The sequence below is a fragment of the Pseudoalteromonas peptidolytica genome, assembly GCF_012641745.1.
GTDB lineage: Bacteria > Pseudomonadota > Gammaproteobacteria > Enterobacterales > Alteromonadaceae > Pseudoalteromonas > Pseudoalteromonas peptidolytica.
The window spans coordinates 107,452-133,167 of record NZ_WEHZ01000012.1 but is presented as its reverse complement, the minus strand read 5'-3'; the positions used below and the strand labels follow the sequence as shown (position 1 = coordinate 133,167).

Here is a 25,716-nt window from a genome sequence, read left to right as displayed (position 1 = left end):
TTTCAGTCTCATCATCAACTCGATTTTTTATATTTGGTGCTCTACGGCTTTTATTTACTAGAGCATCCAAACCACCATCTTCAACTAATTCCTGATAGCGATAAAATGTATCTCGTGAGACGCCCATGACTTTACAGGCTTTAGAAACGTTACCTAATTCCTCCGCTAAATTAAGTAAGCCAGCTTTGTGTTTAATGATTGGATTGTTAGTATGTAACATGAGAGTTACTCCTTAGTTGTTTTGAACAAAGATTCGACACCTTTATCAAAACGGGTAACTCTCAATTTTTCAAATCGAAATGTCAGATCTTGTCTGAACTAATTCATATAAACTAGTAAACCTAGATTTCTATTCAAAATCTCACAGAGAGGAGCTTTTTAACTTACTTTGAGTATCAAGTATCGAGTGAACCACCATAAAAGTGCCTTGGTTCACTCTATTTTGCTTAAATGATGGCGTATAAGCTATCATAGCTCAGCTTCAAGAATGGCTAATGCTTCTTTTTCAGCTTGCTTGACGTTACCGTCAGCTTCAATCACGCGTATAGCGAGATCTTTTGCTAATTTTCTCATCGGCTCATCCACAATGTTATTCATACGATGTTGCACATAAGCCTCAATATCATTGTTTTTTATCGCAACGACAGATTTTGATAAGCTGTCCTCTATATAACTATCCAAATCTATCGCGGAATTCCATTGCAAACTTTTTGCCCACTTTCTGACAATATGTTTCTCGCTTTCGCATATCACTCCATCTACTCCAATGAACAATATTGCGATGTCGATAAGCGCCTCTTTTTGCATTTGATCAACACAAATACCAGTGTCAAAGTGATTTAGTAGTTGTTCAAATTTCATAATTTTTCCTTAACCTTTTTAATGCAAAATACCAAAATAGGTATTTCAAGACTAAAAGTAACCCACATAGACTTAAACAATATGCTAACTTTTAGTATTTGTCATATTAAAAATATCACATATTAAATTACAGACGATGTGGCGACTATTTACCACATTACAACTCCTCGGAATGTTAACCATACTAATTAACCAAAAATAACCGCACCTATCATAGTAAAGAATGAATTAGATAGAAAAGTTCCTAGCCTCCACAATTGATTCATCTTGTTGCAATAATTTGCACGCTCTTTGATTAATAGAAGTAAATAGGAACAATTGTGAAAGAGTTAAAACTAGGAATGAACCTCTCATTTTTTATTTCCCTGTCTGTTTTTGCCCTCGGCTTAGTTGCATTAGATGCGTTGCTCATATCTGACAGCATCTACATGTTTTCTTTTGCACAAATGGCACTATCAGCAGCCATCATCTTTTATATCATCGTCGGGGTTTGGGCTATTTTCAGTGGTCAAAGCAGAGTGATTGTTTGTAATCAAGGAGTAGCTTATCAAACCCTATTTGGTCAAAAATACTACATACCCGCTGAAGAAGTAGAAAAAATTTCGGTTGAACGCATACTTTGGTTTAGTTATACCAAGCTCCATATGGCTAACAGGACGCTAAGGCTTTGGTCGTTTAAACCGAGCCAAGCGCAACAGCGCAGTTTAAAAGTACTTGGCTACTTCTAATCTAAGACAGTTTCAAACGCTGGTAGTTGGGGTTGCGTTACAAACAAGCTATTGCGTATGATGATGCAAACTTTAAAGAGGTTAGCATGCAAAGACAATATCCGATAGGTACACCAGGTGTACCTTGGGGCAAAACAGAGAAACAGCAATGGCTTGAACGCCAGTCCGTAAAACGTTCCTATAATGATGAAGTAGTTTCTCAAATTGAGCAATTAAAACATGCTTTTGAAACAGCAGAGTATGGTCAATTACATTACCAAACCCAAGATTACACTTTATACGCCCTTACTACTTCGCACTGGAACGAAAACAACCCAACAGTTTTGGTCACCGGTGGCGTACACGGATACGAGACAAGTGGAATACATGGCGCGCTTGACTTTGCTAGCACTCAAGCTAAGAAGTATGAGGAACAATATAACTTTATTATCCTACCATGCCTTAGTCCTTGGGGTTACGAAACAATTAACCGCTGGAATCCTGACGCTATCGATCCCAATCGTTCATTTTATGATAATAGTCCAGCACAAGAGTCTGCATTAGCTACTCAATTTGTACTGCAAAAATCAAATAACATCTTATGCCACATTGATTTACATGAAACGACGGACTCTGATAACTCAGAATTTCGACCAGCTCTAGCAGCAAGAGATGGCAAAGAAAATCACAACTGGAACATTCCTGATGGTTTTTATTTAGTCGGTCACACTCAAAAACCAGCGGCAGAGTTTCAAAAGTGTGTCATCGAAGAGGTCAAAGCAGTCACCCAAATAGCCCCTTCAGATATTAACAACCAGTTGATTGGTGTACCAATAGAGCAATTTGGTGTAATAAATTATGATGGGACAGCACTGGGGTTATGTATGGGGATGACAAATGCACCTTACGTCACGACAACCGAAGTGTACCCAGATGGTAAAAATGCGACGCCAGAAAGCTGCATAGTCGGTCAAGTAGCCGCAATTTGTGGGGCGCTAAAATTCTTACAAAGCAACTCCCGACCCTCATATTAAGCTTTTGCTGGGGCTTTTTGCAGTACCTAATTACCTAACTCGCTTTTGTAAAACGAAAAGCCTGCAAACCTAGCCTTTGGATGATTAATGAGTTTCCTCACTAATCATCTATATTTTTGCTTAATTAGTAAAATCTTCACGTCCACTGATCACATCGAAAATTTCTTTAAATGAGGTTGGTTTTTGTAAAATACTAACAGGTATATGGAGTGCTCTTGCGATGTCGCTGGCAGAAATCATACCTCTCAACCCATCAGCTCCTGACAACAGCACGTGCTGTAAACCTAACTGTTGTAGCGTCTCTAGCACGTCACCGATTGTACTTTTAGCCACAACATCATAAGAAACAGCATGAAGATCATCCTTTGTTGTCATCACATCCTCGACGCAAACTTCTTCTCTTGGTATTTGCTTCCTTTGTGCTACGCTCAATACTTTACGCCCTGAAAGATCACGGCAATTAACCACACCAAGAAAGTTATCGTCATCATCAACAACCAACTTTGAACGTACGTGGCCGTTTTTCATCATGTATAACGCATGATCTATATCCACATCTTTTGATATTACTTGCGGTTGCCTTCGAGTAAAGTCGGTCACTACTTTTAGAGCAGTGCTGTCTAAACTTAGTGGCTCTGAATCAAAATGATCACAGAGTGGAAACTCTCCTTGTAATTTTATTGTTTTCAGCGCTTTGTATTGGCCCATGATATACTCCTAGCATGTCTGGAGACGCTACGATTAGTACGTATGTCATCATTCAAAAACGTGATAATAAAAAAGGAAGAGCCGACGCTAAAACCGAAGTTAGATCTCATTAGGTTTGGGTGAGGTATTGATACCTATCGCTCTACAAACATTACAAAATTTGTGCAACTGCTTTTATGTTGGTCTCTTCATTAACTATGGTTTATGTCAGAAATTAATTCAAGCTGATATGCCCAACAAGGCAGTAACTTAAGTGTAATGCTGTGTAATGGCTTAATTTTCATAAACCTCTTAGACTGTTAGTGTTGACTAGGATTTATCACCCTACAGACAAACGGCCTGACCTATTGGGTTTCGCATCAAACTAAAACAACTGTTATGCCAAGTTGGGCCACTCCAGTATTAAAGTACTGGTTAAATCTTCCCTCAACGAGACCCACCTCGTGGGTCTTTATTATTGAGTAGAAGGGAATAAGATTGTATGCTGCTCGGCACTTATACCTCTTATAACCCAAATGCAGTCTCTGCTGAGTTAAATATGGTAAAATGCGACAAGCATGAAATTTTCATCAAAGTTATACGGAACTAACTATGGCTTATTTAATCGACGAACAGAAACTCGAAAGAGTCTATCTTAAAAGCTACCACACTATCGGTCGCTATAAATACAGTGTAGATACTCTGATAGACAAGCCTGGAGTTTCACGACACCATGCCATTATTGAACTCAATGAGAACAAATGGTTTATCAGAGATGTGAGCACCAACGGTATTTGGATCAATGATAAAAAACTTGATAAAAATTTACCCTATCAACTCTTTGAAAATGACAAAATTGACTTTGCAGCGCCAGGTCAAAACTCTTTTGTGGCAGCAAATTTACAAACCGAATGCCAATACTTAGTCTCTCAGTCTAACAACCAAAAAGTGATAGAAGTCACTAATCAGTTACTTCTTCCGAGTGAAGATGAGCCAAAACATATCATTTACTATGATAAATTACTCAGTTATTGGTTCTTAGAAGATTTAAACACATCAGATCGTCAAGCGCTTATCGATGGTAGTATTATTTCGTTAATGAATGATCAGTGGATGTTTTTTTCCGCTACGACCATTGCAGTGACCAAACATTTGGAGTGTCAAAAAGCAGCTAAGCCCATGGCACTTGAGTTTAATGTTAGTCAAGATGAGGAGGATACACAGTTATCCTTAAACATAGACCACAAACATCTAGATCTGGGTGTAAGAAGTCATCACTACTTGTTGTTATTGCTCGCTAGAGCTCGAATTCAAGACAAAGATGCAGGTCTAGAATCGGATGTTCAAGGCTGGATGTATCGCGATGATTTAGCCAAAGCATTAGGCGTTCAGACTAATCATATGAATATCATGGTGCATCGTGCTCGAAAGCAGTTTGTTGATTCAGGAGGTGATGACTATCCTGAAGCCTCATTTTTACTAGAAACACGCTGTGGTCGTGTAAGGCTAAATTGCAAAGATATCACCATAATAAAAGGCTCTAAGCTAGAAACTCGGATGACGATATAATACCAATTTGACTTAATACTTGCTCAATTTGAAGGAGTAAGTCTGACGCTAACAGTGGTAAAAACTTCTTATTTAGAACAACGAAATAGCAAAATTTTTGCCTTGCCTACACGGAGGTGGGTACCACGGCGTGAGCAGGACGCGGTAGCGGGGTTATCAATAAGATTTTCTCGCCTCAAAATGGACTACTTAATTAAGAAAATTGGTATAAGCTACTTTCTTCCTGATAAATGTTGCAATAATTCTATTCTCAGCATTGCAACTAGGAGCCACATATTCACCCATACTGCTAGCTGAGTGAAAAGGGATTTTACTCAGCCGACTTTAGGCTAAACCACTAAGTTCAATGTCAATTTGCTTGACTAATCTACTTGTAGGCGAAATCTCGTAGATAACTTCGCTGCCACCGCGCCCTGCTTTCGCTAAAATATCTACGCCCGTAGGCAGGGCGAATGTACACGCCAATAGCTTGGTAGTTTTCACTTGAACCGACTACTAGGAAGGCACTAATAATCCAAAGCTTAGGATATTTGGTTGTTTCAAATAAAAAATGCTAACGTGGTTAGGGTAAAGCTTTTAGTTTCATGGTGTAACGCAACTATTGTCGGTAATAGTTGCGAAGAGAGTAGAAGCTCATTTACTTGTATTCTCCCGCATTGTTAATAATGGTATTTTCCAATTCTTTGAATAGACCAAGTAAAAACAAAAATTCAACCAACACAAACAATGGTCCTATCGCTAAGCCAATCAGATCATCAACAAATGCAGGCTTCTTTCCTTCAAAGTAATGACCAATAAACTGTAATACCCATCCCACAAAGAACATACCGGCCCAAAACAATGTTGTTGCTATCTCAGCTTCGATAAGCATTGGATTGACGATAAATACGGTGTAGTAAAATCCAGCAATAACAATACTCATCATTAGCGCAAATAAAGGGGATAGAAAAAGGTAGTATAGGCACAGCATTACGCCAAGAAGCGCAGAAAGTGTGATGGTGATCCCTGAAACCTGCCATAACGGTACAAAAGTGAGGCCGACAATGGCAAGCACAATTAAGGGTATACCAAAAAAATGGGTTAATATATTCTTTCTACTGCGATGGTACTTACCATACTGACTCAAAAGTATTTCAAGTTTACTCATTATTATTCTCTATTTAACACCTATTCAGTGTATTGATAATTAGCCATATACTAAAAATTTTCAATACAAAATGCTAAAAACCGCTATTTAGCGCAAGATAAATAGATTAACGAATAACACTCCAAAGACCAAAGATTGAAAAAACAGTACCGCTAGCAGTTTAAAATTGAAGCTTGGTTTAATCGTTTTATGTTTGAGAACAAACATGGCTATAGGTGTTGCGATATTCAAACCTAGTAACCCTGCCAACAGTAGATTTTTCTCTGCTACACGAGAATGTGCGAGTGTTGAAGAACGCTTGTCCCACCAGAATAAAATGAAAATACAAAGGTTATTAAACACAAGTATTGCTATCGTGAAAATTACATGCCAAGGAAGCTGACTGACACATAAAGCCCCAAGCCATACCGCTATTCCCCAAAATAATGCCAATTGATGGTGTACCAGCCGAGTTATCGACATTATCGTGCTAACCTAAGCTGATTGATATGTATAAAAATTTCTGCGGCCGCTAAAGCGTCAGCCATCGCTCTATGGTGGTCTTTTAGGCTTACACCTAATGACTTTGATAATGGGGCAAGTGCGTATGAATGTAAACCAGGTATTAGTTGCCTCGCAAGTGTTACAGTGCAAAGCTTAGCGCGGTAGAAATCAACATTCGCTCGCAAAAACTCGTGTTTTACAAAACCATAATCAAAGTTAACATTATGCGCGACAAAAATAGCACCCAAACAAAATTGCTCTACCTTCTCAATCACTTCAGCGAACCTCGGAGCCTCAGTTACCATCGACTGTGTAATACCTGTTAACTCCGTAATTCTTTGAGGAATACGTCTCATCGGATTGATAAGTGACTGCCATTTGTCAACTATCTCGCCATTAATGACTTTAACTAATGCTATCTCTGTAATTCGATCAAAATCTTTATTTCCGCCAGTCGTCTCAACATCGACAACCACATAGGGTTGATCTGGCGTGATTTGCCATTTCACTGTTTTGATTGCTGTTGGTATGCCACAGTTTAATAACTTGGAGATATTCACCAGCTGGCTACGACTCAAACTGTCACCCGGCGCCTTTATTTCCTCAAACCGCATGCGTGATTGTTGATCGATCACCATTAAATCAGGGAAGCCAGAGCGCATCGAATTAAAGTTTTTACACATCATTTGAAGGACTTTTTTTAAGCTACTAACCGGTATATGTTTTAATAACATTTCAATTGGTTCGAGTAGTTTTTCATGCCAGTGAAACAAACGATTAGGTTCTGCGTAATGCTCACTCATTTGTTTGAGCAGCCACATCCGCCAGACTTGAGCGTCGCTCAGCTTAGCAAGCCGCTCATCGATCTCGGCTTCAAGCACTTCATAAAAACGGTTTTCTTTTAATATCGAGGGCGTTTTTGAAAATTCATTCGCCATTATACTCTTGGGGTGACGGTATAACTCCTGCCAAAACGTTAGTCCAAACAAAGAGAGCCACAACTTATTTTCCACATGATACGCATTTATCCCTTGACGTTTGTAATGCGCGATAACTCCTGCTTCAGTTTGCCCTTTATATGCCTCTTCAATCGAAATCGGTGGCGGGCTGGCTCTGAGCATGTCGGTTAAAATAGAAGTGCGCTTTTTATTAAACTTTCGCTCGTAGAAGTCCTCAGCAAATATCATCAACGTTTCATCATGTTGACCTTCAATGACCTTTTCCAATCTCTGTCGCGCAAGTTCTTCATTACCAGATTTATACAAAAACCGGATCAGAACTTCTTCTGCTTTGGGGTGTCCACTTACCTCTAATAGCTCAGCATAAATAGGGCTTTCTACCCCAAGCTTTTGAGCTAGTAACAAAACATATTTAGAAAATTCAGCTTCTGCGTATGAGCCAATCACTTCTGGTACTTGGTGTGAAGCTATTCTTTGGCTTTGTTGGATTAACTCTTCTGGTGTCTTATCTTCCAATGTACGACGCTCAGCTGCATAATAAAAAGCACTCGTGGCTTCACTGCGATGTTCAAAATGAGCATGATACACCTGAGTATCCGTACGGGTCTGCATTACGCCTAGGTCTCGCATCGAAAAATGTCCCAAGCTATAACCTAACTTACCAAAGTATAAAAATAGAAAATAATCAACATCATGCAAAAATGAAAGAGTTAGGAAGGCTGCTAAACTTGATTGCTGAATAAGCTTCTGAGGTTCCGCAGCACATAGCAAATGGTCAATCCAAGTTGCTTTCTTAGCAGATTTTGCTGGCTGCCCTTCAAGCTGCATTACCTCGGCTAGCAGTATCAACTTCGGTTTTGTTTGGCACGACAGCAGCGTTTTTATTTCTTCTATATCTCCAGGTCGAAGCAACCCCATCTTTCGTAGATTGATCGAAACAGTCTCAATGTCAGCTATTTCTTTATAGTTCAACTCACGAATATCGATAAAAGGAGTTTTGCGCGACATAAAGCGAACCAACAAGCATAATTCATTTTCTGGTAATCGCTGTAATTGTTGTAATAGCGAGTGCTGTTTATCGCTCAACAAAGATTGGCAAGTTGACTGTAAATAACCTAATAACTCATTAAAATGACCTAGGTAGTATTTGTTGGGGAGTTCTTTTCTCAAAAGGCGGCAAAAAAGACTGTTTATATATACAGTAAAAGTAACATGAAACAGTAAGACTGCCAAGATTGTAATACCAATTTTCTTAATTAAGTGGTCTATTTTGAGGCGAGAAAACCTTGTCGATAACTCCGCTACCGCGTCCTGCTTTCGCTAAGGTACCTACATCTATATAGGCAAGGCAAAATTTTGCTATTTAATTGTTCTAAATAAGAAATTTTTAACACTGTTAGCGTCAGAGTTACTCCTTAAAATTGAGCAAGTATTAAGTCAAATTGGTATAAAGTGTACCTCTGTTTTATGCTCCTCCCCCACTATCATCATTGGCCACACTCGCGCTACCATACAGCCAATATTGCAGCTTTGCACTGAGTGACTCCTCAGAGATTGGCTTACTAAGGTAGTCATTCATTCCAGAGTTTAGGCACTTTTCTCGGTCTCCCGACATTGCGTTCGCGGTCATCGCTACCACTTTAATGTCCCTGTAAATATCTCCCGCTTCTCCTTCACGGATCAACTCAGTTGCTCTGTAGCCATCCATTTCTGGCATTTGACAATCCATTAAAACTAACTCAAATTGACATTGCTTTTGGTGACTTTTCAAATGTTCAATAGCCAACAAGCCATTTTCTGCCACTGTGATATGCTCTATTCCGAGTTTTTTTAACATACTCAAAGCAACTACTTGATTAACTTTGTTATCTTCAACAAGGAGGAGCCGGCATGGAGTTGGCCACTCGACCTTTAATTCTTGTCCTTGTCTCATAAGTTTTAGATAATGACTCGTAACCAGAGGTTTTGCTTTCGCCAAAGCTTCTCCATCTTCAGCAACTATAGTTAACGCATCAAATAAATCTTTTGTAGTGGCAGGTTTTGGAAAATAACCGGAATAGCCCTGTCTAGCATAAAATTGACCATCACCTTTCGCACCCATTTGCGTCATCATAATAAGTTTCATTGCTTGGAAGCGCTTATCGGCCTTGAGTGCTGCACCTAACGGTTCATCAGACGTTCCTCGCAACGTCATATCAAGCAATGCTATATCAAAAGCATACTTATCTTTTTGATACTCGGCTTCGCATAGTGATAATGCTTGTATCCCAGAGTTTGCCTTATAAACATTTGCCCCCCAGTGCTTTAGTTGAGATTCAAGTGCCTCTAGAGTCGATAAGTTATCATCTACTAGCAGTATTTTAACGCCTTCCAGATTAATTGAAGGAGCCTCAAACAGCCTATTATCACTAGGAGTGAGTCTTACAAAAAAAATAAAACGGCTTCCGGGTTTGTATGTGCTATCAATTTCTATACCCCCACCCATTAATTCGCATAATTGTTTAACAATAGCCAATCCAAGCCCTGTTCCGCCATATTTCCTTGTTGTAGATGCGTCCACCTGAGAGAACTTTGTAAAAAGTCTGTCCACTTTATCTGATGGGATCCCTATTCCGGTATCCTCCACTGCACAGTGAAAAACAAGTTGTGATTCTATTTCTGAAAACCAAGCACGAATTACAATTTCACCTTTTTCAGTAAACTTAATGGCATTGCTTAACAAATTGATGATAATTTGCCTTAATCGACTTGGATCTCCTTTTACCAAGGGCTTTTCTAGAGTGGTAGTGTCTAGAATTAACTCTAACCCCTTCTTCTGCGCCTGTAATGCTACAGACTCGACTAGCTCTCCCAGCAATGCTCTAACATCAAAATCTAGCCACTCCAGGTCTAGCTTCCCAGCTTCAATTTTAGAAAAATCTAAAATATCGTTAATAAGATTTAATAACGACCTAGCACTGCCCATAGCTAAGCCAACTTTGTGTAATTGCGCATCAGTTAACGCTTCATCCTCCAAAAGGCTAAGCATGCCGATTACACCATTCATTGGCGTCCTAATCTCGTGGCTCATCGACGCTAAGAATTCGCTTTTGGCTTTTGCTGCTTGTTCAGCTTGTAGCTTCGCTTGCTCCAACTCTTTTTTTGCTGCAACCGCTGTGGAAATATTTTGTTGGATACCAACAAATGCAGTTAACTGCTTTTGGTCATTGAATACAGGTGAAATCTGAAGGCTATTCCAAAACTGCTGACCCGATTTTGTGTAGTTAATCAAATCTACCTTTATAAACTCACGTTTATGAATAGCTTGTCTTATCTTTTCTATCGCACCTTGTTGCGTATTTTTACCTTGAAGAAAACGACAGTTTTCCCCTAGTACCTCATCACCATATCCCGTGATTTGTGTAAATGTTTCATTGATAAACACGATGGGTAATTCAGACTTGCTGGCATCTGCTATCGTTATCCCAACGTTTGCACACTCAATTGCTTGTGCTAGTAAATCATTCTGCTCTTTTGCTTTTTTTAGTGCCTCTTGATGAAGCTTTTGTTGGGTAATGTCAGAAAGAGAGCCAACAATGCGTTTTGCATGCCCATTTTTTAATGCTGCGGCACCTTTGAGCCAATAGTACCGATAATTATTTTGTCTCGTTTTGATACGGCACTCTACGCCAAAAGGCTCCTCTTCTGTCATGTGATATTTAATCGAATTCTCAAGATTAATTAGGTCTTCTGGATGTACGCGGTCAAATAAGCTTGAGATGTGTGCTCGGAATAACCCTTGCGTATCCACCGAAAACCCCAGCAAAGATTTAAATCTATCTGAGTAAAATACAAATTCACGTTCTAAGTCCCAGTCCCAAAGTCCATCATCACTTCCTATGATCGCAAGCTTAAACCTTTCTTCACTCCTTTGTAGTGTTTGCTTTGACTCTTCGAGCTTTTTGAATGGATTTAGTAACAGCTGCTTGCCAAAAATAAATAGCAAAGCAAATGCCAAAAGTAGCCCAAACGCAATCGCACCTATCAGATCCCAGACAAACCCCTTCACTTCGCTTGTGATAAGTTGCTTGCTTAACCTATAATCGAGTTGAAGTCCCGTACTCCCTATTGTCAGAGTCCGAATACTAAAAAAATCATCTTGGTTCTTTACATCCGAAAAATCAACCCAACGGCCCTGTAATGAAATACTATGAAACTCATTATCCATTGTTACTGATAACAAGTTTTCAAGACTAGTAGAAAACTCTCCAATCAGTGCCCCCTCAGCAAACCCGTTATAGTATATGGGCACAGCAATAGTAAAGTAGTGTTGATTCTGGAAAGTGGTCAAGTCAATAGCGCTTCCGATATCTGCATTGATGATTTTTTCAAGCCATTGAGGTTGTTGATCTAGAACCTCATGATAATTAAAATTGGCGTATACAACTTCTCCTAATACATTAATCACCATTAGTTTTTCTTCTTTGCCAATAATTTGGAAATTACCTAAAAAGTCTTGCAGCTTAGCTCCAGATAACCCTGTGCCCATCGCGCCGTTAACAATAATTGGGTTTGACGACAGATCTGTTAATATCTGCTTTCGACTCTCTAGGTATTGCGTAAGATTATTTACCGCCAAGTGAGCTTGTGTTTCATTGGTCTCTCGAACAAGGTCTTCGACTATTACGTTTGCCCGTAAGCTCATGAATGACGCACTTAGTAAGAGTGACACCAGTACGGTAAGACTTAAAAAAGCATAGAATGCTCGGTTGCTCGTTAAAGCGAATTTACTACTATTCAATGCCGCTCCTGATCGCTTAGGAGCAACTTGATACTACCATCGCTCTGATATTGACCCATACAAAGGTCATTTTCCGTCAGCGCTTCATGTGCCGAATCATTTACCTCGCTCCAACGAGTAAATGGTTGCCGATAAGATTTAACCAAGCCTTGTACAGGAATATCTAGACTTTCAAATACCTGCTTCAACTGTTTGCGGTTATCAAGCATCGACCCCGTCAGGGTGACTTGCTTAGCGGCTGCTATCAAGAGTTTGCCAAGATCATGGCCATGAGCAAAGCCTGGCGTTGCTTTTACAAACCCATCTTTAGCAAAGGCTTTTGGAAAGAGCGCGCCTGCGCGATTAAATACTTGCTCAGCATAAGGTGTAAGAGGTTTGTTTTCAAAAGAAAAACAGCTTTGTAATACCGCTAGAGACACATCTGAGGCTAGCAGATCTCCCGCAATATCAAAAAAGCTTCCCGCCGTGATCCCCCAGTGACTTACGATAGGCAGCCTTAATGCCTTATCAATACTGGCCATCGCTTTAACAAATTCTCCCCCCTCTATCGCATTCCCTACAAATATTACACATTGCGGATCACTTTCGATAATATCCCTTATAATGATACGAGCTTCATTTTCTTTGGTTGACCAATTAAACCATGATACTGGCAGCGCATTGTTAGGCTTGCGGCTCTTAAACTCCTCCAGAAGTGTATCGTAATTGGAGCGACCCCAAGCGGTATCTTCTAGCAATAAATGCGGGGCTGTACAATTTTGAGCCTTGGCATAGTTAATCAGAACCTTTCCTGCTTTGGTGTCATCGACTGACAACCTGAAAATCCAGTTTTGTTCACTTGGATAGCGTGTAATCGGCCCTCCCGCAGCCCAAGGAACCAGTAATAGTGCTTTATTTTGGTTAATGAAATCTCTGAATTTTATATAAGGAGGAGAATGCACTCCCCCAAGCACAAGTAATGCCTGTTTATCTTTTAAAAACTGTTTAAAATGCAAAAGGCTTCTGTTGCTATTGCCTCGATGATCTTTCTCGACCAGCTTGATGCGATAACCCTGAATTTGATAATCAACGGAATCAAGCGCGGTTAAAAAGCCCATCCTTATTGCTTGTGCTGACTCACTGAGGTTAGAGTAATCAGCATCATGATAAATGCGCAGCACTTTTTCACCATTTGAAGCAACGCATATTGAGCTTACAAAGTAAAAAAACAGGAGTAATTTCTTCATCAAAGTGCTTCTTACCTAATACATATTTAAATCTTAGCTCAGATCATTGTGATTGCTTGTTTTTATTATAATCATACTGATCAAATATACTCTCACAATAATGACTATCGAAGTGCCGTACAGCAGCAAAGTCGTAATATGGTGATTTTGTGAGTAACCTGAATTGAACAAAAGAAGGGAGTTCGCTCTTTGCGTTGAAAGTCATATTAAATCATCTTCTTATCAAACCCAATTCAATGCAGTAAACGCTAAAAAACTCCGACTAGCCTTGACTCCAAAAGTAGAAAAACCGCATCAAATTTTTGATGCGGTGGCTGGGATCATTCAGAACTTTTAGATAACTGGCTCTGAATGTAATTGGGTAAGCCGATAAGTTTTATCAAATTAATGTGCTGTTCAAGCCAATATATATGATCCATTTCGGTGTCATCTAAGAGACTTTCTAGCATTACTCTAGTAACATAATCTTGCTCTTGCTCACATACCGCGATAACTTTTTTGAGATGATCTTTGACCAAAACCTCAGCGGCTAGGTCATTCTCTAACATCTCTTTGACGTCACTTCCAATATAAATAGGAGCTCGGGATGCAGTATCTGGCGTCCCTTCAAGAAATAAAATTCTTTCAGTAATACGCTTTGCGTGATCCAACTCTTCCTCGTATTCATGAGCTAACTTTTGGTGTAACTTATCCAGTCCCCAATCCTCATACATTTTTGAATGAGCAAGATACTGATCCATCGAAGAAAGCTCTAATGTTAACTGCTTGTTTAGCAAGTCAATGATAGTTAAATTACCTTGCATAACTTACCCCTCAATCTGCGACTGCAGATAGTTTTCGATGCCAGTATTTTTAATTAAGAAATGTTGTGTCTCGAGCCAATCTACATAGTCCTCTTCGTATTCAAGAATTGCCTCAAGGAGCTCCCTACTAACATAATCTTGCTCATTTTCACAAAGCGCGATGGCTTCACGCAGCACTGGTAGCTGGTCAAGTTCAAAAGCCAAATCGCAAGCCATCATTTCTTCGCAATGTTCACCGATCCGAAGCTTTTCTAGGTGCTGTAAATTTGGTAACCCTTCAAGGAACAAAATGCGTTCGATCAAATCATCTGCTTGCTTCATATCTTTGATAGACTTTTTATATGCTTTTTCATTGAGCTCTTCTAAGCCCCAGTTTTTGTACATTCTTGCATGTAAAAAAAACTGGTTAATCGATGTTAATTCTAGCGTCAGCACTTGATTTAGCGCTGTTAAAACTTGTTTGTTACCCTGCATAGGGCCCCCTAAAATGTCAGTTGACGCTTTATAACACTAGTTCAATATTTGTTCTTGGCAAGATTAAATAAAAATAACAATGTTCTTAATATACTCTTTTAAAATAAACAACTTATAAGAGTATTAATAACAATTTTTATTAAGCTTAGAGTTCCGTCTGAATAGCTAGAAATAATCAGCAGATGGTCAACCAAACTGCTTTTTCAAATCAACCCCAAGACGTTTTGCAAGTCTCACTAAATTCGCTCTATCAAGCTCCAGTTGACGGGCTGCCGCTGACCAGTTCATCTGATTCTGTTCCATCGCGTCAATAATGAGCTGCTTTTGCAACCCCTCGACAGCAGATTTCATGCTGACTTGGTGTTGTGAACGAGGAGTACCCGATATCAATGATGCAGACATTTCGGAGGTTGACTTAATAGGTATATCAACTTGCTGGATCTCTATGATGTCTGCCTGCCACTGTTGATGCTTGGCTTTGAGTGCCGCGCGACTAATACAATGCTCTAGCTCCCTGACATTTCCCGGCCAATCATGTTGCAACAGTTTAGTTAGCGTTAATTTGTCCATGACAACTTGTTTTACATTTAACGTCGCTCGCAACTGCTCAAGGAAAAAGCCTACCAAAAGCGGTATATCGTCTAGCCGCTCTGTCAATGTTGGCACATGTAAAGGATAAACACAGAGTCGATGGTATAAATCAGCCCTAAACTTGCCTTGCTTAATTTCGTGTTGTAAGTCTCGATTAGTCGCGGCTACTACCCTTACATTTACCACGCGGATCTCGTCAGCACCAACTGCTTGAACTTCACCACTTTGTAAAGCTCGCAGTAGCTTGCTCTGGAGTAACAGGCTTAACTCACCCACTTCATCTAAAAACAAAGTACCGCCATCTGCCATCAAAAATTTACCTAAACGGTCTTTATCTGCTCCTGTAAATGCGCCTTTGACATGACCAAAAAGTTCACTTTCGGCAATCGTATCAGGTAACGCCGCGCAGTTAATTTGAACAAAGGGCTTATCCGCCCTTGCAGAAAGCTGATGTACGTGTTTTGCGACTAGCTCTTTTCCTGTGCCCGTATCACCTTGTATTAATACATTGAAGTCCGAGCTCGCCACCAGCTCTACTTCTGCTTTCAGTCTCTGCATGCTCACACTTTCACCCACCAACGCGTGTTTTTTTTCCATCTTTGGAGGTTGAATAGCCGTGTGCGCACGGGCTTGATTGTAAAACGTAATCGACTCTTGCACACGTTGAGTTTGATATAACACTATATTGCTCAGCATATTCAAATAGGTATCTGAATATGATTGGAAACTCTCTGGTCTGAGACTGTCGAACGTCACTACCAATATATTATTGGGTAACATCAACTTAAACCCCATGCAAGCATGTACGGGTAGCCTATTCTCTTGCGCCAATAGTAAGCCATCATAAGGATCTGGGTGAGTGCTATCATGAGCAAAGCTGACTATGCCGTCTGCCGCAACGATCGCGTTGAGGCGCGGCTGCTGCTTTAGTAAAAAGCGCCTCCCTATAGCATCTTCACTCAAGCCATTACTGGCTAGAATAGTCAGCGCTTGTTTATCGCCGGATAAAACCGCTATGGCGTCTGCGGTGACGCATTGATTCAATAAAAAGATCAGCGTTTTTGAATATTGCTTGAGTGCAGCACTATCCTGACCAACTACGTGCTTCGATAAAGCCATACTCAGCTCAAGCAATTTTGAGAGTTCTAAAGCATTCATGTCAAAATGACTCTTATGGTTTTTATTAACACAGAGCAATAGTGGGTCAAAATGACTCAAATGACAATAATAAAAACATAAGACGTTGAATAATAATGGTTTTAAAAGTTGGCCTAATACATGCAGTAGCCACTCATACTTATCTTGTTAAATGAGTGCACCACATGAGCCATCTTTTAAAGTACAGCAATATTGTCATCTTGATATCATTTATTGCGTTTTTGCTATCGCTGCAAATTAGTTACATCAATGCCGAACACTTTAGTCTGAACTCGCAAATTACTGCACATATTAGTACGATTATTTTCGCAGCCATTATTAAAGTTGCCTATGTTGTACGCTGTGCTTGCCTTTATCACTTGGGTATGGAGGTAAGATAAATGCCACTGCTCCAGCCACAAGATCCAACCGCTATACAATTCAGATGGCATAAGTTAACAACTTGGCCATTACTCATGCTTGGCTTCAGACCCTTGTTTATGCTCGCTGGTCTAAGCGCCGTTTTGAGTATTTCAGTCTGGATATTCATATTAAACGGTCAACTAGAGTGGCACCATAAATATCCAGCCATTTACTGGCACGCTCATGAGATGTTATTTGGCTTTGCAGGCGCTGTCGTTGCGGGTTTTTTATTAACGGCCGCTCAAAACTGGACACAAAAAGCCACACTCAATGGCGCAGCCTTACTGTCTCTCTGTGGTATTTGGCTCGCTGCAAGATTGAGTTTTTTTATTCCACAAAACTCCGTTACCCTTACGCTATTATTGCAAGCTACATTTTGGCTGCTGTTACTGGCTAACTTAAGCTCAGTTATTATCACAGCAAGGTCAAAAAACAATCGAGTTTTTATATTTTCTGTCGGTGTGATTGGATGCTGCAATATCGCATTTTTAACCGAACTTAATAATGGTGACTTATTACAAGTAGGCCTACTTAGTCAATCTTCTTTGATAGCATACATGTTGTTAATTGGTGTTGTTAGCGGCCGTGTGATCCCATTTTTTATTGCCAGAGGTCTACAGAAAGATCAAAAACCCGCTATCCGAAAGGTAGACCGTGCCATTTTTTATCTGGCGATACTGTGCGTATGTATCTCACCGCTACAATCATCATTTCTTCATGCGCATTATTTGAATGGCTGCCTTTTGATATTAGGTTGTTTACACCTTGTCAGAGCTGTGTACTGGTTTGATATACGACTGGTCAAAGTTCCCTTGCTCTGGTCGCTCTACGTGTCTTACTTTGCAATCGCTGCTGGGCTGTTGCTATGTGCCTATAATCGTATCTACCATTTAGCATTCTGGCGTGACCACTTACATCTTGTCGCTATCAGCGGGATGAGCTTAATGATTTTAAGCATGATGGCTAGAGTTACCCTCGGACATACCGGTAGATCTTTAACTACTCATCTCAGCACAACGATTGCGTTTACCTGCATTGTAGCAGCGGGTATAAGTCGCGCGTTTCTCATTCACTTTACTAGCCCCCACAACGCTTGGCTGATCAGTGCATTAATGTGGGTGTTTGGTTTTTTTCTTTTTCTTATCACCTTTAGCCCAATGCTGTTAAAACAACGCCTCGATGGGCGACAGGGTTAATACTTCACCTGAGGTTTGGGTAAGGCATTCATTATTCAAAGCTCAGGCTACTCACATTACATTGGAGACAAAACAATCATGCTTACAAATGAAACGATTAGATTGGTGAAGCAAAGCGCGCCGTTACTCGCAAAAGTTGGCCCAGAAATTACCGCGAAGTTTTACCACAACATGTTTACTGAGCACCCCGAACTGAGAGGCGTATTCAACCAATCTCATCAAACCTCAGGTAGCCAACCATTAGCTTTATTTTCAGCGCTGGCCGCCTACGCTACTTATATTGATCAACCTGATGTACTTAATGATGCAATTTTACGGATCAACCATAAGCATGTCAGTCTAGGAATATCCCCAGCGCAATACAACATCGTTGGTCATCATTTAATAAATACGCTTAAAACAGAATTAAAAGAACAATTTACCCATGAGGTAGAACAGGCTTGGATCTCTGCATACCAATTTTTAGCCGATCTATTTATCACCGCTGAACATGGGCTTTACCAACATGCGCTTCAGCAAGTAGGCGGTTGGCAGGGGACACGAGATTTTTATATTGATGAAGTTGTCAATCACACGCCAAACATTAAGAGCTTTTATTTAAGCCCATGTGATGGCAAGGCCATACCTAAATTTAAAGCAGGACAGTTTGTTTCAGTATTTCTGCCAGCAAGCGCTCAAACAACTTCACAAATACGCCAATACTCTCTGTCAGCGGCACCTAACTGCAAATATTTTAGAATTTCGGTAAAATCAGATGGTCTCGTTTCCCAATATTTACACACTTTGAAAGCAGGAGATACGGTAAAACTAACGCCACCAGCCGGAGATTTTACTGCTAAAGAGACAAACCGTCCAAAGATCTATATTAGTGCTGGTGTGGGAATTACACCGATGCTTAGTATGCTAGCAGTCCATAGTCAAACGACGCCCGACATTGAGGCATACTTTTTACATGCCAACAAAATGTTCGAAGACTTAGGATTTCTTGGTGAAATTAACGAGCTAGGTAAAGGCATTAAACAATTTTCTGTAACTAATTGGTTGGAGTCAAAAGAGCATAACGCATTACCTGGGTTTATGGATATCAGTGCAGTCGCAGCATCGTTACCCTGTGCACATGGAGAGTTTTACTTGTGTGGGCCACTTTCCTTTATGGCAGCAATTAAGGCTCAATTGTTAAGAGCAGGCGTAAGCCCTTCACGTATTTATTATGAAGTCTTTGGCCCACATGAAAACTTGCCCAGTTCATAGCACTGTTCATAGCACAGACATCCACGTGTCTTAACGCTCAATTAATTTCACCTGAGCTTCGGATAATTTAGGCATAAAAAGCACCGTGATTGGTGCTTTTTGTTTTGCTCTTATCAAAAAATCGGTAAACTTTCGCCAAGGTGAAGTTAAAAAGGATAGACGCGTGAACTCAATTTCAAATATTTTAGTCGTATGTATGGGTAACATCTGCCGCTCTCCAACTATGGAGGCCGTACTAAAACATCAACTAGCACAAACAGACTGTAGCATTGAGATTGGATCCGCAGGCACCATTGGTTATCACCAAGGGAGCTTACCTGATCCCCGCAGCGTCATTGCTGGCGAGGCTCGAGGATATGACTTCTCAGGGATTTCTGCACAACAAGTAAAGCCCAGTGATTTTGAAGACTACGATATAATACTATGTGCAGATAAGTCAAACCGTCGAGATTTACTCGCACTTTGCCCAAGTGGATTAGAAGACAAAATAATGCTTTTTCTTGAATTTGGTGACCTAAATGAGCATGAGATACCCGATCCTTACTATGGAGGTACTCATGGTTTTGAGCTAGTACTTGATTTAATAGAAGCTGCGAGTAAAAACATCATTAACAAAATTTGTTTGTCGACAAGGTAAAATTAACTTGCTGGATTGCAGCACCACAACAAGGTAAAAAGGCGTCTTTGCGAATATAAGGACGCGGCTTTTGTTAGATTTAGACTTAACATTCCCATTCGAGAAAATAGCACAAGACTTACAATCAACTGGGATCAGCATATTACCCAACTTTATCGGTTCAGAGATTTTATCCAAATTAGAAATAAGGCTCGCTGAACTGACGAGCTCAGATTTTAAGCAGGCAGGTATTGGCCGCCTTACCGAGCATGAACAAAACCAGAAAATTCGCAGAGACAAAATACATTGGCTCGATGCTAACAACGAGCTAGAAGCTGCTTGGTTAGACAATATGGCAGAGCTGAAAACATACCTAAATAGACGCCTATTTATGGGACTTTTTAGCTATGAAAGCCACTTTGCTGTCTACCCTCCGGGTGCTTTTTATAAAAAACATGTGGATGCTTTTAAAGGTAAAGCAAACCGAGTTTTGACGACGGTACTTTATTTAAACCAGTCTTGGTCAGCTAAAGATGGCGGAGAATTAATGGTGTATAACCCTAACAACCACGAGCAAATTTTGACAACGGTAACGCCCAGCTACGGCACATTGGTCACATTTCTAAGTGACGAATTTCCTCACGAGGTGCTCGTGGCCAACAAAAAGCGTTACTCAGTCGCGGGGTGGTTTAGAGTGAATACCAGCATTAACCATGCGATTGATCCCCCAAGGTAGCTATGTATGCTAACGAAAGCACAACTATTTACCGTCAGACGTATTTCTGTTCAAAGCTGGCTGAGCTAAAGGGATGGTAATTGTAACATCAGTGCCTTTGCCTACCTGAGATTGAATGTGTAGCTGCCCACCATGAGACTTGATAATACTTGAGGCAACCGTTAGTCCTAAACCAACATGCTTGTCAGATAATTTAGTGGTATAGAAGGGATCAAATACTCTATGGATCAGCTCGGTATCTATTCCTTCTCCAGTGTCAGACACTGTAAATTGGATATGCTCATCAATAAGTTTGACTTTTACTTTGATGGTTTGACTTAGCCTACTAGAGCTTTCTAAGGCATTTCTAATGATACAGTATAAACTGTGTTCTAACAGCGCAGGAGCACAAAATAGCTCAAATCCGTCTCCTTTATCAAACTCAATCAATTGTAAACTTACGCCATCGAGTTCTAAATTAATCACTACAGGGTCTAAAATCTGCGTATAAAAGTCAACTAATTGAAATTGAGTCTGATTACTCTCGAAAAAAATGCTCAACTCTTTAACAATTAACTGGATCCTATCTAATCCTGAATGCATATCAGCTATTACATCGTCACTTTCACTTAGTGTCCAGTTGAGTTGGTACTCTGTCTCTATATTATTGAGAACTTGATTACAAAGCTGAGATTGAGAAGCGACCGTCTGCCAAGCTTTATAAAGTTTAACTAACGTGCTTTGTACAAACTCTAAATTACTTTTGAGGTAAGCTAATGGATTATTAATTTCGTGGGCAACGCCAGCAGCCAATTGACCAACTGACGCTAGCTTTTCAGATTGAACGAGTGCTTGTTGCTGCTTGGCTATCCGATCATATGCTTGTCGTAATGCTTTATTAGAGGCTTCTATTTCATGTGTTCGCTGTTTTACCTTGTCTTCCAAGCCTTCATTTAATGCCGTTAACTCTTCGGTAAGTAACGCTAAACGTTGAAGATCTTGATAGGATCGCAGTGAGCTGGTTAATGTCGTAAACAGTCTGGATTTAGTAAGATCAGTTTTATTTTTATAATCATTAATATCATAGCGTAACATTAGCTCATGCTCAGGTATGGCAGCGGGCTGACCAGTTCTGAGTACGATACGTACTTGATGATAACCTAGTACTTCTCGGATATATTGCACACACTCCAAGCCCGCTTCTTCACTTTCCATTATCACGTCAAGTAGAACAAGTGCGACATCTGTTCTTGAGTTAAGTATGTTTATCGCTTCTTTTTTACTGTAGGCGTGAACGAGCTCAAGTGGTTGTTGTTCGAAGCGGTATGAAGACAGTACAAGTTGAGTGACTTGATGCACTTCTGGCTCATCATCCACTATCAAAACAACCCAAGGTTTTACTAGGTTTGCAGATATAGGCTTAGCCGGTTCCGACTGGCTTAAAAATGATAACGTCCGCTGCTTGTCCATCGTGCTCACACTCTTTCGTTTTTTTAAAGCATGGTACAAGCTACGTGTTTTTCCAAATCATACGGATAAAACAGAAATTGTTTTTTGCGGTTTATCTAACCCAAAAAGCCTCTTGAGGGTGCTGTTATTATATCCTCAAGAGGCTCAATCACGAGAAATTTAGCGGTCAGTCTTGATGATTAGTTACTGCTTAGTGCCTCTTTATAATGTTTACGACAAAGCGACACATACCTATCATTGCCACCGATAACGACTTGATCGCCATCCGCAATCGCTTTTCCATGTTCATCCGTTCGTAATACACGGTTCGCTTTGCGACCACAATGACAGATAGTTTTGAGTTCAATTAACTTGTCAGCCCAAGCGAGTAAGTATTGAGAGCCCTCAAAAAGCTCCCCGCGAAAGTCGGTCCTAAGTCCATAACACAGCACTGGGATACGCAACTCGTCAACGATATCTGTAAGCTCAGCCACCTGAGATTTAGTCAAAAACTGACATTCATCTACCAAAACACAGTCAATTTTATTATTACCATGGGCATCACTGAGGAGTACTTTAACATCGGTATGGTTTTCAAAAACATGTGCCTCGGCCTCTAAACCAATACGAGAAGCAACCTTGCCGACTCCTGCGCGGTTATCTATGGCCGCCGTGATAATAAAAGGGCGCATGCCCCGCTCTCTATAATTAAATGCCGATTGTAGTAAAGTCGTTGATTTACCAGCATTCATTGCCGAGTAATAAAAATAAAGCTGAGCCATAATGGTTATTTGTAGATAAAAATTCGTGGTAGTTTACTGACTAAGCGAACAAAGGTCTATTGCTTATCTGAGTCTTCAGGCTGGGCATCCAAGTACAGCTGGTACATTTTATCAAGATCAATCCGCTGACTTTCACGCCACAACAGCCAACTGGCGTCTGGATATAGCTGATAGAATTGTTTAGAAAAAGCCATAAAGCCAAAGGTGGTCTCTAGTGGCGGGAACACTGGCTTAAGACGATTAAATGGAGGTGAAAGCGTAATCGGCATATTACCGATCTGGCACAACCCTATTGTCGCATCTAGTAGATCATTTTCAACTAACGTAATTGCATTTTCTAAGGAATCGGTTTCGAATACTGAAAAATTGGCTGGCATACTCTCTTTAATCGCGTATCCTCTTGGCACAGCAAGTTCAACCGCGTCTTGGAGTGTAATTTTGGTGTCGTTAGCGATACTTTGTAATAAACACACACCAATCTTATTTATAGCGTAGCGGTTGTCAATTTTACCATCTGCTCGCTTGGGATATGCCATGTGTTTATCTCTTGATTGACGATAGCTCGCTACCACTGCATCTACCTTACCCTGCTCTAACTCGTGTAAGCAACGGCTCCAAGGTTTTCTTACATAATTAATGCGAATGGGTGATAGCTGAGCGTCTAGTTGCTTTACAATCTCTATCGTCACCCCCGGATTTTCAGCAGGTACTACTTGCCCTGCTCCATGTATAAACGGTGGTGCATGTTTATCCTCGTAACAAAAACGTACCTCTGTAGCAGCAATCAGAGGCATACTAGCAAAAAAACAGAGGACTAAAAAAAATCTCAACCGTATCTCCAAGTGTACTTTGCAAACTAACTATACGCCTTGTTTAACAGTATATGCTATTTTTCGCAGATAACCCCTTCATGTTGTAAAAGCCAACGTTTAGCCTCAATTCCACCTGCATACCCTGTCAGTTTGCCATTTGTGCCAATAATGCGATGACAGGGTACAATAATACTGATGGGATTTTTACCATTTGCAGCACCAACCGCCCTTACCGCGTTGGGGTTAGCTAATTGCTTGGCTATCCAACCATAGGAGTAAGTCGCGCCAAAGGGAACTTTCGCCAATACATGCCAAACCTGCTTTTGAAAGTCTGTACCTGCTACATCCAAAGACACATCAAACTGCTTACGCTTGCCTGCAAAGTACTCGCGTAACTGGCACTTCGCCATGGTTGAATGTTGATTCTCCCCGTACTCGTATCGCGTTTTTGGGAAGAAACCGACATAACTTAACCCCTTATCGGATGCTTGAATTATCCACTCGCCAACAGGTGACGCCAATGTAGTTTCTATCATAATAGTTGCCAAAGTTGAAAAGTTAAATAAGAACGAAACGGCGCACATTTATCAACATTTATTGCTTGCTGCGACTTTTCTAGGGCTTTTTTTACCCCTAAGTCGCCGCCTAAATAAATATCAGGGTGACTCAATCCTCGCATTTTTGCATAATTCACAGTCCACGGACCAATCCCTTTTATATTTTGCCAACTATCAATGTCAACTTGTGGTTGTTCAACATATTGCTGCGCAAACGCGCGGATAGCAGCTTTACGACTTGCTGGCATATTAAAAAATACTAATTCGCTATCAAACACCGCCTGCGCTGATGGAAAATATTGCATGCCATTTTCGGTCTTCTCCCCAAGTTCACTCACCAGTAAGGTCAATAGGTTCTTTGCTGCCTGAACACTGATTTGTTGACCCAAAATGGCTCTGATCCCTGCTTCAAATTCATCCCAAACTCCAGGTAATCTTAGCCCTTCTTGTAAACGTAAATCAGGCGCTGCTTTGCGAAGATGTGATTCGATAAAGTGTGTATCTGCATCTAAGTCTAGCACTCGCCTGATCTGTGCAATCATCGGCACTAATAATGATAAATCAGACAAGGTAACATCAACTTTAAAACGATGTTTGTGTGGTTCTATAGTTGCGTAAAAACGCCCTGTTATACCCTGAACAGTGACAGTGCGACCATAACTTTGTTCATTCAGCCATTCTAGATTTGGGACAATTCGTTTAGCCAAAAATTGCTGCATGCTTTGCCAATTATATGGAGGGCGGTAAGATAAATAAATTGAGATCAAAGCGTCGCGGTTTGTTCCCTTTCTAAACTGGCTTGGTGATAACTGATATAACTTCTGAAACGCATCGTTAAATCGCCTCAATGACTTAAACCCTGCGGCAAAAGCAACTTGCGTTACAGGAAGGTCGGTTTGTTGCAACAGCTGTTTAGCCAAGTCACACTGCTTGTACAAGGCATATTGTTTAGGGCTGGTACCGAAATAATAGCTAAATATCTTATTGAGGTATCTGACGGATATACCTAGTCGCTCTGCTAAACATGAGGTTGAACTGCGCAACAAAGCTCCCTCATCTATTAGCTTTTTAGCTCTGACAGCTGTCGTTTCTGTTCCAAGCCACGCATAACTTCCAGGCGCACTATCGGGGCGGCACCGAATACAAGGCCTAAAACCTGCTTGAGCAGCATTATGGGCAAACTGAAAGTATTCCACATTACTTTCTTTGGCAGCAGGTGCAGGACAAATTGGCCGACAATAAATACCGGTGCTTTTAACAGCAACAAAAAATAAGCCATCAAACCTAGCATCGCGGCTATTTCTGGCTTCAGAACAAACCTCTGGTGTATACATGACCGTAGCTCATACATCGTTTTGTATCAGTCTACTGGCTATGGAAGTGGCAAACTAGCCATTTTTGGCACTCAATCACATAAGTTATGATATTAATAAGTACAAAAGCAGGGTTTAGCATTG

25 protein-coding genes are annotated in these 25,716 nt (G+C 40.5%); 8 read left to right on the top strand and 17 right to left on the bottom strand.

All coding sequences use genetic code 11. The annotated features are described in order from the left end of the window. Window positions 1-220: helix-turn-helix domain-containing protein (locus tag F9Y84_RS10190; protein ID WP_168756755.1), on the bottom strand; the 220-nt coding region annotated here is incomplete at its 3' end. Window positions 221-468: 248 nt separating this feature from the next. Next, window positions 469-861: a tellurite resistance TerB family protein gene (locus tag F9Y84_RS10185; RefSeq protein ID WP_128730940.1), complete on the bottom strand. Its 393-nt coding sequence runs from the start codon at window positions 859-861 to the stop codon at window positions 469-471. A 320-nt stretch (window positions 862-1,181) separates the two neighbouring features. On the opposite strand from F9Y84_RS10185, the gene F9Y84_RS10180 reads away from it, so the two are divergent. Further along, window positions 1,182-1,589: a hypothetical protein gene (locus F9Y84_RS10180; RefSeq protein WP_147391406.1), complete on the top strand. Its 408-nt coding sequence runs from the start codon at window positions 1,182-1,184 to the stop codon at window positions 1,587-1,589. An 86-nt stretch (window positions 1,590-1,675) separates the two neighbouring features. Continuing rightward, the gene (locus F9Y84_RS10175) at window positions 1,676-2,602 is read left to right on the top strand and encodes a M14 family metallopeptidase (protein ID WP_147391407.1); all 927 of its coding nucleotides are present in this window, start codon (window positions 1,676-1,678) and stop codon (window positions 2,600-2,602) included. 120 nt (window positions 2,603-2,722) lie between these two features. Here the strand turns inward: F9Y84_RS10175 and F9Y84_RS10170 are convergent, their stop codons facing one another. Continuing rightward, window positions 2,723-3,310: a CBS domain-containing protein gene (locus tag F9Y84_RS10170; RefSeq protein ID WP_125253018.1), complete on the bottom strand. Its 588-nt coding sequence runs from the start codon at window positions 3,308-3,310 to the stop codon at window positions 2,723-2,725. A gap of 591 nt (window positions 3,311-3,901) precedes the next feature. Here F9Y84_RS10170 and F9Y84_RS10165 point away from each other — a divergent pair. Continuing rightward, window positions 3,902-4,858: an FHA domain-containing protein gene (locus F9Y84_RS10165; protein ID WP_147391408.1), complete on the top strand. Its 957-nt coding sequence runs from the start codon at window positions 3,902-3,904 to the stop codon at window positions 4,856-4,858. Window positions 4,859-5,182: 324 nt separating this feature from the next. Here the strand turns inward: F9Y84_RS10165 and F9Y84_RS10160 are convergent, their stop codons facing one another. The 9 genes from F9Y84_RS10160 to norR form a co-directional block, all read right to left on the bottom strand. Then, entirely contained in the window at window positions 5,183-5,341 is a 159-nt protein-coding gene (locus F9Y84_RS10160; RefSeq protein WP_167508310.1) for a hypothetical protein, read from the bottom strand. 154 nt (window positions 5,342-5,495) lie between these two features. Next, on the bottom strand, window positions 5,496-6,005 hold the full coding sequence (locus tag F9Y84_RS10155; RefSeq protein ID WP_125253021.1) for an Mpo1 family 2-hydroxy fatty acid dioxygenase: 510 nt from the start codon (window positions 6,003-6,005) through the stop codon (window positions 5,496-5,498). 87 nt (window positions 6,006-6,092) lie between these two features. Further along, window positions 6,093-6,467 carry a DUF1294 domain-containing protein gene (locus F9Y84_RS10150; RefSeq protein ID WP_125253022.1) on the bottom strand — a complete coding sequence of 125 codons (375 nt, stop codon included), beginning with the start codon at window positions 6,465-6,467 and terminating at the stop codon, window positions 6,093-6,095. Further along, window positions 6,467-8,617: an exonuclease domain-containing protein gene (locus tag F9Y84_RS10145; RefSeq protein ID WP_225740804.1), complete on the bottom strand. Its 2,151-nt coding sequence runs from the start codon at window positions 8,615-8,617 to the stop codon at window positions 6,467-6,469. Before F9Y84_RS10145 ends, F9Y84_RS10150 begins: the two co-directional genes overlap by 1 nt. A 295-nt stretch (window positions 8,618-8,912) precedes the next feature. Next, a complete protein-coding gene (locus tag F9Y84_RS10140) occupies window positions 8,913-12,227 on the bottom strand; it encodes a hybrid sensor histidine kinase/response regulator (protein WP_225740803.1) in 3,315 nt (1,104 codons plus the stop codon). Next, a complete protein-coding gene (locus F9Y84_RS10135; RefSeq protein WP_147390473.1) occupies window positions 12,224-13,453 on the bottom strand; it encodes an ABC transporter substrate-binding protein in 1,230 nt (409 codons plus the stop codon). The genes F9Y84_RS10140 and F9Y84_RS10135 overlap by 4 nt, the downstream gene beginning before the upstream one ends. A 320-nt stretch (window positions 13,454-13,773) precedes the next feature. Further along, window positions 13,774-14,256, bottom strand: coding sequence for a bacterioferritin (bfr, locus tag F9Y84_RS10130; protein WP_147390474.1), 483 nt, complete (start codon window positions 14,254-14,256; stop codon window positions 13,774-13,776). 3 nt (window positions 14,257-14,259) lie between these two features. Next, on the bottom strand, window positions 14,260-14,730 hold the full coding sequence (bfr, locus tag F9Y84_RS10125; protein ID WP_125253026.1) for a bacterioferritin: 471 nt from the start codon (window positions 14,728-14,730) through the stop codon (window positions 14,260-14,262). 186 nt (window positions 14,731-14,916) lie between these two features. Then, entirely contained in the window at window positions 14,917-16,479 is a 1,563-nt protein-coding gene (gene norR, locus F9Y84_RS10120; protein ID WP_147390475.1) for a nitric oxide reductase transcriptional regulator NorR, read from the bottom strand. 164 nt (window positions 16,480-16,643) lie between these two features. Here norR and F9Y84_RS10115 point away from each other — a divergent pair, with 164 nt between their 5' ends. The 5 genes from F9Y84_RS10115 to F9Y84_RS10095 all read left to right on the top strand — a co-directional run bounded on the left by F9Y84_RS10115 (window position 16,644) and on the right by F9Y84_RS10095 (window position 20,680). Beyond that, the gene (locus F9Y84_RS10115; protein WP_125253028.1) at window positions 16,644-16,859 is read left to right on the top strand and encodes a hypothetical protein; all 216 of its coding nucleotides are present in this window, start codon (window positions 16,644-16,646) and stop codon (window positions 16,857-16,859) included. Continuing rightward, a complete protein-coding gene (locus F9Y84_RS10110) occupies window positions 16,860-18,077 on the top strand; it encodes an NnrS family protein (protein WP_147390476.1) in 1,218 nt (405 codons plus the stop codon). It begins immediately after the preceding gene. Between the two features lie 78 nt (window positions 18,078-18,155). After that, on the top strand, window positions 18,156-19,328 hold the full coding sequence (gene hmpA, locus F9Y84_RS10105; protein ID WP_147390477.1) for an NO-inducible flavohemoprotein: 1,173 nt from the start codon (window positions 18,156-18,158) through the stop codon (window positions 19,326-19,328). A gap of 163 nt (window positions 19,329-19,491) precedes the next feature. Continuing rightward, window positions 19,492-19,965 carry a low molecular weight protein-tyrosine-phosphatase gene (locus tag F9Y84_RS10100; RefSeq protein WP_147390478.1) on the top strand — a complete coding sequence of 158 codons (474 nt, stop codon included), beginning with the start codon at window positions 19,492-19,494 and terminating at the stop codon, window positions 19,963-19,965. A gap of 70 nt (window positions 19,966-20,035) precedes the next feature. Further along, window positions 20,036-20,680: a 2OG-Fe(II) oxygenase gene (locus F9Y84_RS10095; protein ID WP_147390479.1), complete on the top strand. Its 645-nt coding sequence runs from the start codon at window positions 20,036-20,038 to the stop codon at window positions 20,678-20,680. Between the two features lie 24 nt (window positions 20,681-20,704). Here the strand turns inward: F9Y84_RS10095 and F9Y84_RS10090 are convergent, their stop codons facing one another. From F9Y84_RS10090 to F9Y84_RS10070, 5 genes are all read right to left on the bottom strand, one after another. Beyond that, window positions 20,705-22,129 carry a hybrid sensor histidine kinase/response regulator gene (locus F9Y84_RS10090; RefSeq protein WP_147390480.1) on the bottom strand — a complete coding sequence of 475 codons (1,425 nt, stop codon included), beginning with the start codon at window positions 22,127-22,129 and terminating at the stop codon, window positions 20,705-20,707. A gap of 179 nt (window positions 22,130-22,308) precedes the next feature. Further along, window positions 22,309-22,890: a thymidine kinase gene (locus F9Y84_RS10085; protein ID WP_147390481.1), complete on the bottom strand. Its 582-nt coding sequence runs from the start codon at window positions 22,888-22,890 to the stop codon at window positions 22,309-22,311. 56 nt (window positions 22,891-22,946) lie between these two features. Then, window positions 22,947-23,720, bottom strand: coding sequence for a type 2 periplasmic-binding domain-containing protein (locus F9Y84_RS10080; RefSeq protein ID WP_225740802.1), 774 nt, complete (start codon window positions 23,718-23,720; stop codon window positions 22,947-22,949). A gap of 56 nt (window positions 23,721-23,776) precedes the next feature. After that, window positions 23,777-24,238: a methylated-DNA--[protein]-cysteine S-methyltransferase gene (locus F9Y84_RS10075; protein ID WP_147390482.1), complete on the bottom strand. Its 462-nt coding sequence runs from the start codon at window positions 24,236-24,238 to the stop codon at window positions 23,777-23,779. After that, on the bottom strand, window positions 24,235-25,593 hold the full coding sequence (locus F9Y84_RS10070) for a DNA-3-methyladenine glycosylase 2 family protein (protein WP_147390483.1): 1,359 nt from the start codon (window positions 25,591-25,593) through the stop codon (window positions 24,235-24,237). The genes F9Y84_RS10075 and F9Y84_RS10070 overlap by 4 nt, the downstream gene beginning before the upstream one ends. Between the last annotated feature and the right edge of the window lie 123 nt (window positions 25,594-25,716).

Coding starts and splice junctions, on each gene's coding strand:
- norR (WP_147390475.1), bottom strand. CDS start 16,479: ATGAATGCTTTAGAACTCTCAAAATTGCTTGAGCTGAGTATGGCTTTA.
- hmpA (WP_147390477.1), top strand. CDS start 18,156: ATGCTTACAAATGAAACGATTAGATTGGTGAAGCAAAGCGCGCCGTTA.
- F9Y84_RS10170 (WP_125253018.1), bottom strand. CDS start 3,310: ATGGGCCAATACAAAGCGCTGAAAACAATAAAATTACAAGGAGAGTTT.
- bfr (WP_125253026.1), bottom strand. CDS start 14,730: ATGCAGGGTAACAAACAAGTTTTAACAGCGCTAAATCAAGTGCTGACG.
- F9Y84_RS10175 (WP_147391407.1), top strand. CDS start 1,676: ATGCAAAGACAATATCCGATAGGTACACCAGGTGTACCTTGGGGCAAA.
- F9Y84_RS10185 (WP_128730940.1), bottom strand. CDS start 861: ATGAAATTTGAACAACTACTAAATCACTTTGACACTGGTATTTGTGTT.
- F9Y84_RS10165 (WP_147391408.1), top strand. CDS start 3,902: ATGGCTTATTTAATCGACGAACAGAAACTCGAAAGAGTCTATCTTAAA.
- F9Y84_RS10085 (WP_147390481.1), bottom strand. CDS start 22,890: ATGGCTCAGCTTTATTTTTATTACTCGGCAATGAATGCTGGTAAATCA.
- F9Y84_RS10135 (WP_147390473.1), bottom strand. CDS start 13,453: ATGAAGAAATTACTCCTGTTTTTTTACTTTGTAAGCTCAATATGCGTT.
- bfr (WP_147390474.1), bottom strand. CDS start 14,256: ATGCAAGGTAATTTAACTATCATTGACTTGCTAAACAAGCAGTTAACA.
- F9Y84_RS10110 (WP_147390476.1), top strand. CDS start 16,860: ATGCCACTGCTCCAGCCACAAGATCCAACCGCTATACAATTCAGATGG.
- F9Y84_RS10115 (WP_125253028.1), top strand. CDS start 16,644: ATGAGCCATCTTTTAAAGTACAGCAATATTGTCATCTTGATATCATTT.
- F9Y84_RS10150 (WP_125253022.1), bottom strand. CDS start 6,467: ATGTCGATAACTCGGCTGGTACACCATCAATTGGCATTATTTTGGGGA.
- F9Y84_RS10075 (WP_147390482.1), bottom strand. CDS start 24,238: ATGATAGAAACTACATTGGCGTCACCTGTTGGCGAGTGGATAATTCAA.
- F9Y84_RS10070 (WP_147390483.1), bottom strand. CDS start 25,593: ATGTATACACCAGAGGTTTGTTCTGAAGCCAGAAATAGCCGCGATGCT.
- F9Y84_RS10155 (WP_125253021.1), bottom strand. CDS start 6,005: ATGAGTAAACTTGAAATACTTTTGAGTCAGTATGGTAAGTACCATCGC.
- F9Y84_RS10090 (WP_147390480.1), bottom strand. CDS start 22,129: ATGGACAAGCAGCGGACGTTATCATTTTTAAGCCAGTCGGAACCGGCT.